This is a genomic window from Bacillus sp. HMF5848 (assembly GCF_003944835.1).
Classification (GTDB): domain Bacteria; phylum Bacillota; class Bacilli; order Bacillales; family HMF5848; genus HMF5848.
On sequence record NZ_RWIV01000001.1, the window covers coordinates 947,560 to 962,083 of the forward strand.

10 protein-coding genes are annotated in these 14,524 nt (G+C 37.7%); 9 read left to right on the forward strand and 1 reads right to left on the reverse strand.

Annotated elements, in window-relative coordinates; all coding sequences use genetic code 11:
- Positions 1–752: 752 nt before the first annotated feature.
- From EJF36_RS04615 to EJF36_RS04655, 9 genes are all read left to right on the forward strand, one after another.
- Positions 753–1,853, forward strand: a complete 1,101-nt coding sequence (locus EJF36_RS04615) for a 4Fe-4S dicluster domain-containing protein (RefSeq protein WP_125905198.1) — start codon at positions 753–755, stop codon at positions 1,851–1,853.
- A 27-nt stretch (positions 1,854–1,880) separates the two neighbouring features.
- Complete coding sequence (locus EJF36_RS04620; protein ID WP_125905199.1) at positions 1,881–2,960, forward strand: rhodanese-like domain-containing protein; 1,080 nt, start codon at positions 1,881–1,883, stop codon at positions 2,958–2,960.
- Between the two features lie 21 nt (positions 2,961–2,981).
- Positions 2,982–5,192, forward strand: a complete 2,211-nt coding sequence (gene srrA / locus EJF36_RS04625) for a respiratory selenite reductase catalytic subunit SrrA (RefSeq protein WP_125905200.1) — start codon at positions 2,982–2,984, stop codon at positions 5,190–5,192.
- A 1-nt stretch (position 5,193) separates the two neighbouring features.
- Positions 5,194–5,733 (forward strand): 4Fe-4S dicluster domain-containing protein, encoded by a 540-nt coding sequence (locus EJF36_RS04630; RefSeq protein WP_125905201.1) that lies wholly within the window; start codon positions 5,194–5,196, stop codon positions 5,731–5,733.
- Between the two features lie 16 nt (positions 5,734–5,749).
- Complete coding sequence (gene nrfD, locus EJF36_RS04635; RefSeq protein WP_125905202.1) at positions 5,750–6,895, forward strand: NrfD/PsrC family molybdoenzyme membrane anchor subunit; 1,146 nt, start codon at positions 5,750–5,752, stop codon at positions 6,893–6,895.
- Complete coding sequence (locus EJF36_RS04640; protein WP_125905203.1) at positions 6,892–7,506, forward strand: TorD/DmsD family molecular chaperone; 615 nt, start codon at positions 6,892–6,894, stop codon at positions 7,504–7,506. The genes nrfD and EJF36_RS04640 overlap by 4 nt, the downstream gene beginning before the upstream one ends.
- A gap of 7 nt (positions 7,507–7,513) precedes the next feature.
- Positions 7,514–8,782: a rhodanese-like domain-containing protein gene (locus tag EJF36_RS04645; protein WP_125905204.1), complete on the forward strand. Its 1,269-nt coding sequence runs from the start codon at positions 7,514–7,516 to the stop codon at positions 8,780–8,782.
- Between the two features lie 211 nt (positions 8,783–8,993).
- A complete protein-coding gene (locus tag EJF36_RS04650) occupies positions 8,994–9,836 on the forward strand; it encodes a DegV family protein (protein ID WP_125905205.1) in 843 nt (280 codons plus the stop codon).
- Positions 9,837–10,087: 251 nt separating this feature from the next.
- On the forward strand, positions 10,088–12,544 hold the full coding sequence (locus EJF36_RS04655) for a CoA-disulfide reductase (RefSeq protein ID WP_125905206.1): 2,457 nt from the start codon (positions 10,088–10,090) through the stop codon (positions 12,542–12,544).
- A 66-nt stretch (positions 12,545–12,610) separates the two neighbouring features.
- On the opposite strand, the gene EJF36_RS04660 is transcribed toward EJF36_RS04655, so the two are convergent.
- Entirely contained in the window at positions 12,611–14,413 is a 1,803-nt protein-coding gene (locus EJF36_RS04660; protein ID WP_125905207.1) for a SpoIIE family protein phosphatase, read from the reverse strand.
- Between the last annotated feature and the right edge of the window lie 111 nt (positions 14,414–14,524).

Consider the following 14,524-nt stretch of genomic DNA (forward strand, 5'->3'; position numbering starts at 1 on the left):
TCATTTTCCTCTTTTTACCGGCTATGGCGCGATTTCGACAAGACTTGGCGTGTTTCCGACAAAGGGTGGCGTAATTTTGACACGAGAATGGTACATTAATTAGTTCATTTTCCTCTTGATACCGGATATGGCGCGATTTCGACAAGACTTGGCGTGTTTCCGACAAAGGGTGGCGCGATTTCGACAAGACTTGGCGTGTTTCCGACAAAGGGTGGCGCGATTTCGACAAGACTTGGCGTGTTTCCGACAAAGGGTGGCGCAATTTTCGCCACGCGAACCGCGCATACCTCGTTTAGAGTCATAGCATTATATTAAGAGCGCGCTACGCCAAAGTATGGAGCATATTCGACACACTAATGGTACATTCTATTTTGAACTTATAATCTCCCTACATGCTAGCGTCACTTCCCCTCATAACTCCAGCATAATGAAATGCTTTCCCACTCTCTATGTCTACAACAATATTTGTGAGATTCATCCCTCACCTTAATCCCATCACTAAGAAATTGTGTGAAAAGTATGAAGTGTTCTTTTGAAAAAATATACAAAAAAACATGTTGTTTACTTTGATAAATGAAGTTTGTGACAAAAAAAGGTCACAAAACTGTTGACCGGTGTTCATTCACTATGAAGTACTCCTAGTGGTATAACTAATAGTAATAACACCTATACGCGTATATGTAAAAGATGTCGAAATCTCGAAGTTATAACGATACATCTAATTAAAATTTAATTGGTATGGAGGTGATGCAATGGCAATTGATATATCAAGATTTTTGACATCAAAATACGACATCTACGAAAAGAGCTGTATGAACCACGGAAATAAGGAGGTCAACTGTCATGCTTGCACAACTACCTGCCCAACTGAGTCCATTTCCTTTCAATTAGGAACACCAGTAATCAATAACAGCAAATGTATAGATTGTGGTGCATGTGTAAGTGCTTGTCCTACTTTAGCAATTGACCATAAGATAACAGATTATATAAGTGTAATGAATAAAATTAACAGCAATCACCAGCAGCCGATAACTTGTGAATCATATAGCAAATTCTCAAAAGGTATTAAGATCCCGTGTTACTTCATGCTAGATACACCATTGCTACTGACAATTAGTCAATACCAGAAGGATATTACATTTCATATAGATGATTGTAAAAGTTGTTTAAAACAGTTGAAGATCAATGGGAGCGCTATCATTAATCATTTCGCTGATCTTCAGTCTCAACTTGATGAAATGGGAGTGCACGTAACTATCAAAACCTCACAAACGCCGCCTGTTGTTTCAGTGTACAGTGATGAAAAAGGGATAAGTAGGCGTGATTTCTTTAAGTCGATAATGAATTTTAGAAATACTAATGAATCTTCACCTACTGAATCAAATGATTTGCCAGTTAAAAAAAGAATGCTGTTCAAAAAAAATCTTATTAATAAAGCCCTAATGAAACATAACAACACACTCAGTTCATCTCCACTACAGTCTCCATACTATTTTTCAATTACTCTTACAGGCTCATGTACAGGTTGTTCTTTGTGCACAAAACTTTGTCCAACGGATGCTTTACATTGGTTGGATAAAGATGATGTCAGTTCACTTCATTTTCAGAATAAAGATTGTGTCGGCTGCAATAAGTGTGTAGCTTGTCCTGAGGAGGTGATTGAGTTAACGCTAATGAGTCCACGTGCATACGTAATGGGGGGAGACAAAACGTTAGTAGATTTAGAAAAAAAGAAGTGCAAACATTGTCATGACAGCTTTCAGACTAATGATGAAAAACAATCACTTTGTCATATTTGCCGTGTATCACGACAGAAGAGCAGCGTAGATTTGTTTGAAGGACTGGAGTTCTAAATTTTTTAAGGGAGAAGGTGTACGAACATGCAATTTATGCGTAAAACGTGGTTTGTTTTAATGTGTATCATGATAATTTTTCTAGTTGCTTGTAAACAAGATGATACTACTACACAGTCTGCTGAAGAGACAACACAAACAAGTGAACAAGCATCTAATGTAGTACAAGTAGCTGCGCCAATAGAAGATCCATTTAATGAATTACAGCAAACGGCAGTCGAATTTTTCAAGAACAATCCTATGAAGTCTATGACAGCTAAGGAAGTGTTCGAAAAGGTTATCTTAAATCACAACCCTAACTATGTAGTAGTAGATGTAAGAGATAATGCTACGTTTGCAAAAGGGAACATTGAAGGTTCTATTAATATTCCGTATGGACAAACAGCAGACCAAAATCAAATAAAAAATCTTCCAACAGATAAAACAATTATTGTTGTATGTTTTTCAGGTCATACCGCAAGTCAAACGGCAGCTTTTTGGAGTTTATTAGGATATGATGCAGTGCCAATGATAAATGGAATGGGTGGTTGGACATCAGACAAAGAGCTTGGAGTTCCAATTCCAGCAGCAGCTTTCGATTTTGCAACAGAAACCACGGAGGTAACAACAAAAGAATACACGTTACCGCAAATAGACACTACAACAGCGACTAACTTAAACGAATTAGTAATTGAGCGCTCTAATCAATATTTACAAGCCGGAAAACCACCAGTAGTAAGTGCAAAAGCACTTAATGAAGTCATGTCATCTCAGGATACTTCCATGCAAATTATTGATATTCGTCAAAGTAGTGACTATAAAAAAGGTCACATACAGGGTGCAATATCCATTCCGTTTAATAGCTTAGGAGAACAACTAACAAAGATTGCATTGGATAAAAAGATTGTGCTTGTAGATTACAATGGTCACTTAGCAAGTGAAGCTGTTCGCATACTGAATATGCTTGGCTATGATGCTTATGCCTTAAAGGATGGCATGAGAGTATGGACGTCAAATGCTGACATTAATGGCATTGCCCCGATATCTATGGATAAAATCTATAACTATCCTACTAAAACGATAAATGCCTATCTTGATGCAGAGCCTGGCGAGGCAAGCTGTGGATAAAGAGTGGAAGGAGTGACAATTATGAAAAAGTTTGGTAGACGTACCTTTTTAAAAGCAACAGCTGCAGCAGCAGTTGTAAGCTCAGTACCATTATACGTAAGTTTAGATGATTATAAAAAGGCTGCGAGCGAATCGCCTGTTAAGAAAATCCCAACATTTTGTCATGGCTGCACGAGCTACTGTGGGATTATTGCAAGTGTGAAAAATGATCGAGTCTGGAAGGTAGAAGGCCACCCTATACATTTGAAATCACGCGGCAAAATGTGTGCAAGAGGACATGGTATGGCGGCGTATCTGTATTCAAAAGACCGCATTACGGGACCTATGAAACGTGTCGGTGAAGGTGAATTTCAGCCGATAAGCTGGGATCAGGCATTTACTGAAATTGCTGAGAAGCTAAACAAAATTGTGAATAAATATAGTGGGAATTCAGTGGTGTGGCTAGAGCATGGCACACATCGACAAGCCTATGTCCAACGCCTACTTGATGTGATTGGCTCCCCGAACTTCACAACACAATATTCAACGTGTTTTAATGCAAAAACAAACGCGTGGAAGCAAATGACGGGTACTTCATTAAATGGGGACCATCTTAATAGTAAATATATGATTTTTGAAGGCCGTAACTTTGCGGGAGGTATTATCCCAAATGGTATGAATCATATTACAAAGGCGAAGGAAAATGGGGCAAAGATAATTGTTATTGATCCACGATATTCAGAGATTGCTAAGCTTGCTGATGATTGGATACCTATTCGCCCTGGCACGGATTTAGCATTCCGGTTGGCATTAGCAAACGTACTTATTTCTGAAAACCTTTATAATAAGGCTTTTGTTCGTAAATATGTAGATGGGTTTGATCAATTTAAGCTAGAAAATAAACAATACACTCCAGAGTGGGCTGAGGCTATTACGGATATTCCGGCTCGTAAAATTCGTGAGATTGCTAGAAACTTTGCGAAGTATGCTCCGCAAGCATTTATCGAACCGGGATGGCATGGCTTACATGCACATTATAAAAATAGTACAGAAACAGCGCAAATGGGTATTATTTTAAATGCACTTGTCGGGAATTTTTATCAAAAAGGTGGCTTAATGCCGAGCGCATCCATTACGTTAGGACATCTTCAATTACCTGCATTAGAAAACCTTCCAGAAAAAGGTGAACGCATTGACGGAGCGGGTGTGTCAGGTAAATATCGCACAGTAGAACCAGCGCGTGGTATTGCTCATATTACGCCGAAGCTTGTAAAAGACGGACTAGCGAAGGCTTTATTTGTATGTAATTACAATCCATTACGAACCGCGCCTAATCCTGAAGAACAAAAGCAGATAAAAGAGGCAGAGCTTGTTGTATCAATTAATATAGATTGGAATGAAACTAGCTATTATGCAGCTGATTATATATTACCAGAGCATTACTATCTCGAAAGATTAGAGCATCCTTATACAGTATCTGGTCATATATCACATGCCAGTCCACAAATTTCGTTACGTCAGCCTGTTGTCAAACCACTACATGATACAAAAGATACACTTTCTATATTAAAAGGTATCGCATCAGCTATGGGGTATCCAGATTTATATCCATTTACAGTCGAGGACGATGTAAAGGCGGCTATTGAACCGTTAGGCATCACATTTGATCAATTAAAAGAGGCAGGAACACTTGAATTTCCACCAACAGTAAAACCAGGGTTTCCTATGAAAAAAGGAAAACCAGCATTGCCTACTAAGACAGGAAAAATTCAATTTTCAGCTGACTTATTCCGCGTTGATGGGAAGCAAGGTATACCAAGATGGGTGGAGCCTCTCGTATCGCCGAATCCTTCTAAAGATGATGAATTTAGACTTATTCATGGTAAGCAGCCATGGCATTCACATGCGATGACAACAAACATTGACCAGCTTATGCAAATTACAGAACGTTATGATGGGACTTTTATGTGGATGAATGCTAATCGTGCTGCAAAACTTGGCATTCGCACAGGAGATACAGTAGTAGTGAAAAATAAGCAAGCAGAGAAAAAAGTAAAAGTGAAAGTAACTGAGTTGCTTCATCCGGATGCGGTATGGCTTCCTTCCACGTATGGTGGGTTTTCACCTAAAAATAAAACGGCTTATAACGTAGGTATTAACTTTAATGATTTTGCACCTGTTATGGTCGAGGAGTTGTCAGGAACAACGATGGTGCAAGAGGTTGTTGTGTCAGTGAGAAAGGAGGGTATCTAAGATGACTAGGTTTGGCCTATTAATCTATCCCGAACGTTGCACAGGCTGCAGTGCTTGTACCGTAGCTTGTGCATCACATAATCAATTAACAGGACATATGTATTATAACCGCCTTGAGTTTAGGGAATCTGGGACGTATCCGAATGCAAGTATGCAAATCTTGCCGTTTCAATGTCAACATTGTGACAACGCTCCTTGTGTCACAGTGTGTCCGACCCAGGCTTCGTATAAACGTGACGATGGCATTGTGGCTATTGACCATGACAAATGTATTGGGTGTAAGTATTGCATGACGGCGTGTCCATATAATGCCCGCCAGCTTAATGAGCATCGTGTACCTGAAAAATGCCGCTGGTGTCCTGAAATGCTTGAAAAAGGAGAACAACCAGCATGCTCAGCAACATGTATGAATGAAGTTCGTTTATTTGGCGATTTAGACGATCCAAATAGTGAAATCAGCAAGAGATTAGCGAAAGAGGAAACGTATCAGCTTTTAGAGGCTAAAGGAACACGACCGAGTATTTATTACGTAAAAGGCTAAAGTGGAGGTGAGTACTATGATGAAGAGAATTGTTATTATTCTATCTCTGTTGTTAGTAGCATTTGGAATAACCGGTGCTATCACCATCTTTCTACATGGTGAAGAAGCAATGGGAACGTCGAATTCTGTACCCTGGGGGACTTTGATAGCAGGATATGAATATTTTGTTGGCTTAAGTACGGGATTACTACTAGTTGGGGCTATCGGCGTGTTATTTCAGAAAAAAGATATTATTAAGTTGCATAAATCACTTGTTACACTCGCAATTTTAACGCTCATAAGTGGGTTTATGCTGTTGCTTGTTGAATTAGGGAATCCATTACACTTTTTCTATTATATTCTTTCTCCGAATTTTTCATCGCCAATCTGGTGGATGGCACCGTTGTATGGACTATATTTCGTGTTACTCGCCACATTATTTGTGTTTATGGTTAAAAATAAAGGCAAACAAGTGCGCACCATTACAACATTAACAGCCATTTCAGCACTAGTTGCATTAATTTGTATCGGGTTTCTATTCGGATTTGTTGTAGCAAGACCATACTGGAACGGACCAATATCACCATTATATTTTGTAATTACGGCGTTTTATTCAGGTGTGGCATTAACAGGCTTGGTAGCTGTTATTCTCAATAAAGACATGAAGCTTTCCGAAAACTTCTTATCAATTTTCAAAAAACTATATATATCGACAGTTGGTTTTGTAGCAGTTATATATATAGGCAAAATTTTAGTAGGCTTATATGGTGAGGCGCCTGGAAAATATGAAGCAGTCATGTCCTTACTTTCAGGTCCATTACGCATTAATTTTTGGACGTTTGAAATTGTAGGAGCTATTGTTTTACCGCTAGTAGTGCTGCTAGTCGTTAAGCGTACGCAGTTATGGCACATCGCTACCATTAGTGTTATTTCTTTAATCAGTTTATTTTTCATGAGATATGACATGGTGTTTGCAGGTCAAATTGTGCAAATTGATGTTGTTCATGCTACCCATACAGAGCTCGCATTCAATACATTTACAACAACATGGGCAGAATGGGCTCTTGTATTAGGCGGAGTCGGTCTATTTGTGGCGCTGTTTACCCTTCGTGATATGTTTGAAAAAGCTCTTGTTAGAACTACGCCTGTTACCAATAGTTCTAGTAAAGGTGTGAGAGGATGATTGCTCAAAAAGCTGAAACGCTACTTGCCTATGAAGAACTTTTGTATGTAATAGCAGAGTTTTTCAAACCTCCGATTTATAAGTTTTATAAGGAGCTAGATTACGAAGGCATCGAACGTTTGCTTAAAAGCATTGGATATGATGAACAAGTTACCTGGCCTAAACCTAGTAGTTATGAAGATTTACAATACATGTATATGCGCTGTTTTGTTGGTCCCGACCACTTGACATCGCCACCAGTCGAATCATTGTATAAACGCTGGACAACAGATTCAACAGCTCAAGTATCCTTTGCAAGTGAAGCAGGCTATTTATATGGAGACTCAGCATTACACATGGAGCATTTATATGAAGTGAATGGACTAGAGATTCCTGCCTTCTATTCACGCATACCTGATCATTTAACATTATTACTAGAATTTGCAGCTTATTTAATAGAATTAGACCAGTACAGTGCACTGAAAAATTTTATACATGAGCATTTAGATTGGTTACCTGCGTTGAGAACGCAATTGGCGGCAATTAAGGATAGTCATTTTTACGTATGTATTATTAATATTTTGATAGATGTATTAACACTACTTGAGAATGAAGTAGAGGGAAGGGAGTGACATTCAAGTGAAACGAATATTGATTATTTTTATAGGGCTTTTCATTGCGTTGATAGTAACTAGCTGCGCAACATCACAATCAGCAGTGACTTCGGATAGTAGTAACGCTGCTACTGTTGATTTTGATAAACAGCCCGATTTAAGTAAATATATCGTACCAAAAGAACCAGCACCTGTGAAAGAACCAGTACCATTGAAAGATAATCTAACATATGTGGATACGTATTATATGACAAAATTAAAAGAAATGGCAGGTGAAGTTAGCGCTAAACGAAAGAAATATGAACAATATCCGCTTGAATGGAATTTTGTATTAATTGACTCTAGACCTGCTCCCGTTTTTGACGCGGGGCATATTAACGGCGCTATTAACATACCAGATTCACAATTTGATACCATGACACACATGCTACCAGAAAATAAAGAAACGGAGCTTATTTTTTACTGTGGTGGTTTAGCGTGTCATTTGAGTGGGAATTCTGCTGAGAAGGCTCAGAAACTCGGATATTCAAATGTAAAAGTATATCAGGAAGGCATACCAGCTTGGACAAAAGCAGGACATTATTTAACTGTAACAGCACCATATGTAAAAAATTTAATTCTTGAAGCTAATGTCACGAGAGAAGACAAAGCACCGTTTGTGATTTTGGATGCAAGACCATATAAAAAATATTTTGAAGCACATATACCGAATTCAGTTTTTGCAGATGACACATTATTTCTTCAAAAGTTTCTCGGAACAGCTCCATCAGATAAAAGTATAGAGATCATTGTGTACTGTGGAGGATTTTCCTGTCATAAAAGCCATGTTGTAGCAGAAGAGCTCGGAATTGAAGGGTACTCAAACGTAAAAGTATATTCAGGTGGTCTACCTGACTGGAAATCACAAGGTCTTCCAACCTTCGGAATAAGTGCGAGTGAAGGAAGCTTCAATGTAAGTGAAGGTCAAGTGGATAGAGCGTTAACGCCTGAACAATTTGTTGGAAAGCTTGCAACTGGGAACGTGTTTGTACTTGATGTACGAACAGAAAATGAAGTGAGAAATGGTGCCATTAAAGGTTCGGTAAACATTCCAGATAGTGTCATTCATGCAGACCCTGCTGCAATCGTAAGCAAACTACCTAGTGATAAAAACGCGGTTATACTGATCCATTGTGCAACAGGGGCGCGTGCGGCTGGTGTCGCAAACAAAGTAGCCGACCTTGGATACCAAAATACATTTTACTTAAATAATGCTATAACGATTGGGGCAGACGGCAGCTATTCGTTTAATTAACTAAGTTTTAAATTTAAAAGATGAGTGGAAATAAGTCACTCATCTTTTAAATTTCTTTTTTTACAAAAATCCTGTTTAATAATCCTTCTACTCGGTTATATATTGTTATTGAGAAATATTTGCAAATATGCTACTCCATTATATATTATTATTGAGAAATGTTTGCAAATATGAAACAATGGTTGTAAGAACCGAGCAGAGGAGAGTCCCTATGAAGAAAAATAAAATTGCATGGGTAACGGATAGTACAGCTACTTTATCGGATGAGTTTATTCGTGACCATGATATTTATATTATTCCTTTATATATAAATTTTGGAGAAAAATCATACAAAGAAAATACAGAGATTACAGCTGAAGATTTTTACGATATGCTTTCAAAAGCGGACGAGCTACCAAAGACATCTCAACCCTCTATTGGGGAGTTTGTAGAGCTATATGAAAAATTAAGAGATGAATATGAAAAAATTATTGCAATACATGCATCGAGTGCTTTAACAGGTACTTATCAAAGCTCATGTGCCGCTTCAGAGATGGTAGGCGTTCATGTGGATGTAATTGACTCGAAAATTGGCTCTTATGCACTAGGTAAAATAATCGAACGTGGCGTGCAAAAAGAAAAAGCAGGAGAGAGCTATGAAGAGATTGTTTCATATCTTCGTGCACTTCCAGATAGAGCTCAGTTATATATGGTACCTGGGAGCTTAGAACAGCTTCGTAAAGGTGGACGTATGTCTTCAGCTCAGGTGTTAATTGGTAACTTAATTAGACTAAAGTTAATTATAAAATTTGAAGATGGTAAAGTTGTTTTGGCAGACAAAGTTCGTACTTATGGAAAAGTAAAACAGCGTTTGTTTGAGATATTTGACGAAGTATCTCACAAAATTAAAGAAGCATCAGTCATTCATGGCAATGACCTAGAACTTGCAGAATCTTGGATGAAAGAACTACAAGGAATTTATCCATCAATTCGTTTTACAACAACGATTTTTAGTCCAGTTCCTGGGACACACACAGGACAAGGAACAATTGGCCTAAGCTGGATAAATGATTAAAAACGCTTAGATGCAAGGCTCTACCTTTATAGGTGGAGCTTTTTTGTTATATTTAGCCCTAAATATGAAGTTTTTAATATTACAAGTGTTTTAATGTTGTTTTCTCCATGTTCTTCCTATTATTTGAACTTTTTATGACATAGCTTTAATTGTCTTTTCAAATAACACTATTTGTGATAACATTCACAATATCAAACTAAATACTATACATGGTAATGTATTTTAAATAAAAATATTTGGGGGTAAACGTTATGTCTAAAAAAATAGTTATCGTTGGTGGAGTTGCTGGAGGAGCTACGGCTGCAGCACGTTTAAGAAGATTAGATGAATCAGCACAAATTGTTATGTTCGAGCGCGGTGAATATATTTCTTTTGCAAACTGTGGATTACCGTATTATATCGGTGGAGCTATTCAGGAGAGAGATGCTCTATTAGTGCAAACGGTTGAAGGAATGAGTCAAAAGTTTAACTTAGATATCCGAAATCTTACAGAGGTTGTTAGTATAAATAGAGAAAACAAAACAGTAACGGTGAAAAATTTACGAACTCAAGAGTCATATGAGGAAAGCTACGATTATTTAATTTTATCACCTGGTGCAAAACCTATCAGACCTAACATTGAAGGTATAGATGAGGCGAAGAACTTGTATACGCTTCGTAACATTCCCGATACAGATAAAATTAAAGCGCATGTAGATCAAAATGAGCCGAAACGTGCGGTTGTTATCGGTGGTGGCTTTATTGGTTTAGAAATGGTTGAAAACTTATGTGAACGAGGTGTCCAAGTCACACTTGTTGAAATGGCTAACCAAGTTATGGCACCCATCGACTATGAAATGGCAGCCATTGTACACGACCACTTAGTTGATAAAGGCGTTGAGCTTCTTCTTGAAGATGGAGTTAAGGCTTTTGCTAATAATGGTTCATCCGTTATATTGAATAGTGGAAAAACAGTATCTACTGATATGATTATTATGGCTATCGGTGTAGAGCCAGAAAATAAGCTTGCGAAAGAAGCAGGTCTTGAATTAGGTGTTAGAAACACCATTAAAGTTAATGATAGTTTACAAACATCTGATTCGGGCATTTATGCAATCGGTGATGCCATTGAGGTAAAAGATTATGTGAATGGCTCAGCGACTATGATTCCACTAGCATGGCCAGCCAATCGTCAAGGACGTATTGCAGCAGATCACATTTACGGGCACAATGTTTCTTACAAAGGCACACTTGGAACATCTATTGCAAAAGTGTTTGATTTAACGGTGGCAGCTACAGGAAACAACGAAAAAACATTACAAAGGCTTAATATGTCGTATGAAGTGATACACATTCATCCTAATTCTCATGCAGGATATTATCCAGGTGCCTTCCCTGTTTCTCTTAAGCTTTTATTTAATCCACAAACAGGAGAAATTTACGGAGCACAAGGTGTTGGATTAGATGGTGTTGATAAGCGTATTGATGTTATTGCGACTGCTATTAAGGGGAATTTATCTGTTTATGATTTACCAGATTTAGAGCTTGCTTATGCACCTCCATATTCTTCAGCGAAGGATCCAGTTAATATGGCAGGCTACGTAGCGTCAAATGTTTGTGACAACGTGCTAAAACAAGTACAGTGGCATGAAATTGACTCTATCGTAAATGAAGGTAATTTGCTTATTGATGTTCGTGATCCAATTGAAATAGATATGGGTTACATTACAAATTCTATTAATATCCCATTAGATACACTTCGTGACCGTCTCGATGATATTCCAAAAAATAAAACGATATATGTGTATTGTCAAGTAGGCTTGCGTGGCTACTTAGCGACACGTATTTTGCAACAGCATGGCTATGAAGTCCGAAATCTTGATGGAGGATATAGAACATATAAAGTAGCTAAACAGGAAAAGGATGATGAAGCTGTGGAGAATGTAGTGCCTGCTAATGTACTAGTCGAACAACAAATACCAACAAAGCTTGAGGCAAAAGTAACGTTGAATGCTTGTGGATTACAGTGTCCAGGTCCTATTATGCGTGTTAACGAAGCAATGAGCGGAATGGACAACGGAGAAGTATTAGAAGTGCAAGCGACAGATCCAGGGTTTGCAAAGGACATTGCTGCTTGGTGTAAAAAAACGTCTAATACGTTAGTTAACACAACGTTTGAAAATAAAGTATTCAAAGCATGGATTCAAAAAGGTCAAACAGGTTGTCCGCTGACACAGCCAACTCAAACAATCCAAGAGAAAGACGGTACGACACTTGTTGTGTTCAGTGGTGACTTTGATAAAGCTATGGCATCGTTTATTATCGCATCAGGTGCTGCTGCGATGGGGAAAAAGGTAACAATGTTCTTTACATTCTGGGGCTTGAATGTTTTACGTAAGCATGATGCACCAGAAGTAAACAAAGACATGATGGAAAAAATGTTTGGTATGATGATGCCGAAAGGTGTGAAAAAGCTCCCATTATCTAAGATGAATATGGGGGGATTAGGTTCAAAAATGATACAACATGTGATGAATAAGAAAAATGTAGATGATTTAAATACCCTAATGACAAATGCACAAAAAGCAGGTGTAAAGCTTGTGGCTTGCTCTATGTCTATGGATATTATGGGTATTAAAGAAAGTGAATTAATTGACGGTGTTGAACTAGGGGGAGTGGCTGCGTACTTAGGCGACGCAGAAGAAGCTAATCTTAACTTATTCGTATAACAACCAAAAACGAAACAGCTGTCCGGAGCGTACACGTATTTTGACGTGTGCAGCCGGACAGCTGTATTAATTTTGCATGCTTTTTTCTTTTAATGGGGACGCCGAGAAAACTAATGAAGAGTGTTGGGTTGTAATAGATGCCGGTCTTTCCCTCATTAGAAAGGTGTTAGGAGGTAATTGAATAGAGATAACACAAATATCATCAAGCTCTTCGTCTGAATCAGGAATCCGCTGTCTAACTGTCTGAAGGAAACTAGAGTTTTCTTTAGTTGTGCAGGCAACTTCATGAAGCCACGATTCATGAGTTTGGTTGTCCCTATCAAACAACTCCGTAAATCCATCCGTTACGAGAATAAGATTTTTATATTCATCTTTGTTCCATGTTATAGTACCAACTTCAATGTTTTCCGCTAGCTCCATCAACCCTAATGGAATCGTTCCTTTATCTAAATGTTCAATTTTATCCTCTGACAATAATAAGCCAGGCGGATGACCTGCATTGATATATGTAAGTGTTCGGGTTTTTGTGTCAATCGTAGCATATAAAGCTGTACAGTATGTCGAGAAATCATCTTGTCTAAAGTTAGTTAACATGTGTTTATTTAACTCTATAATAACGTCTCTAGGATGGTTGGCTTTTGTAATTATTCCCTGCAACAGTGCACGGATGGACACACTAACTAAGCTTGAAGCAACACCGTGTCCCATCACGTCTAAAATAATGATACCATATTGGTGTTCACCTGTTTTATACCAAGCATACATATCACCAGACAGCATTTTACTTGGTTCATATATTGCTTGGATATTAATTTCTTTATGATTGAATGAATCACTTAAAACACTTTGTTGTACTACTTTAGCAAGCTGCAGCTCTTGTTGATCCTTTAATTCGTTAACATATCTGTATGTGACATCTCTATAGTTCCATATCTGCTCAATTAAAATGCCAGTTTTTGAGTGAATTGGGATATAATCACGCTCAAAGGCTCGACCGTCCTTCATAAATATCATTTCATTTTTAACAATTTGTTGTTCTTTCACAATGTCCTCAATGCGATTGGTAAAGTTCTGCTCACCTTTCACAAGTCGTTCGAATAGTTTCATTATATATTGAGAGTCTTCTTGCTCTAAGCTATTGTCAGTAAGAATTTGCAACATGTCATAAAACTTTTGATTGGCAAAAGAGACTTTACGAGAAGCAGATTCTACTATAATAGCTGACTGCATGTTTTGAATTAGAGACTGTAACCGTGAGTTTGAATCAAGAGATTCTAAAAATAAGCGATTGGACCGTATGATGTAGCTCGCTACTTGGTAGCTAAACAACCCACCCAAGAATGCAAGGAGCACTTGAGAATAAAATGTTAAAAATACGTTGTCAATTTGTTCATGGAAAAAAATATACAGAGCCCCATACATAGAAGCACCTGCAAATATATTCATGTACGTATTTAAAATAACGAGCTGTCCCTTATAATATTTTTTCATCAAAATACAAACAACTGCTACTGTTAATGTTAGAATAGCACCTATAATAGCTGCTTCAGTATGCTGAAAGGCAACTAAACGTATAGTAGCAATAATAGCTCCTGCTATTAGCGGTGCTTCCCAACTGAAAAAGGTGGCGGCCAATACGACAGCAATGAGGCGTAAATCGATTAAGACCCCTAAGCCGAAATCTATGCCAAAAAACATTAACAATATCCCTAATATACCGTATAAAACACCAGCGAAAATGGAATTATTTCTCTTTTGCATCCTAGAAATTTTTTGTTTATATTTTTGCATAAAATAATTATGTAAAAACCCCATCACAAATAAATAGGAGACTATGATTGTAATATTCATAAATAAGTCTTCTAACATAGCCTCACCTCAACAGGTCTTCATAGAAAAGTTTAACTATCAATATTATATTTCTTTTTACAAAAATAGACAACAGTTGAGCTGAATCTTCAAAAATTCGACTTTTTCTAT

What these genes read in the sequence shown, in the direction of transcription:
- EJF36_RS04630 (WP_125905201.1), top strand. Translation starts at nt 5,194, where the DNA reads ATGACTAGGTTTGGCCTATTAATCTATCCCGAACGTTGCACAGGCTGC.
- nrfD (WP_125905202.1), top strand. Translation starts at nt 5,750, where the DNA reads ATGATGAAGAGAATTGTTATTATTCTATCTCTGTTGTTAGTAGCATTT.
- EJF36_RS04650 (WP_125905205.1), top strand. Translation starts at nt 8,994, where the DNA reads ATGAAGAAAAATAAAATTGCATGGGTAACGGATAGTACAGCTACTTTA.
- EJF36_RS04660 (WP_125905207.1), bottom strand. Translation starts at nt 14,413, where the DNA reads ATGTTAGAAGACTTATTTATGAATATTACAATCATAGTCTCCTATTTA.
- EJF36_RS04620 (WP_125905199.1), top strand. Translation starts at nt 1,881, where the DNA reads ATGCAATTTATGCGTAAAACGTGGTTTGTTTTAATGTGTATCATGATA.
- EJF36_RS04640 (WP_125905203.1), top strand. Translation starts at nt 6,892, where the DNA reads ATGATTGCTCAAAAAGCTGAAACGCTACTTGCCTATGAAGAACTTTTG.
- srrA (WP_125905200.1), top strand. Translation starts at nt 2,982, where the DNA reads ATGAAAAAGTTTGGTAGACGTACCTTTTTAAAAGCAACAGCTGCAGCA.
- EJF36_RS04615 (WP_125905198.1), top strand. Translation starts at nt 753, where the DNA reads ATGGCAATTGATATATCAAGATTTTTGACATCAAAATACGACATCTAC.
- EJF36_RS04655 (WP_125905206.1), top strand. Translation starts at nt 10,088, where the DNA reads ATGTCTAAAAAAATAGTTATCGTTGGTGGAGTTGCTGGAGGAGCTACG.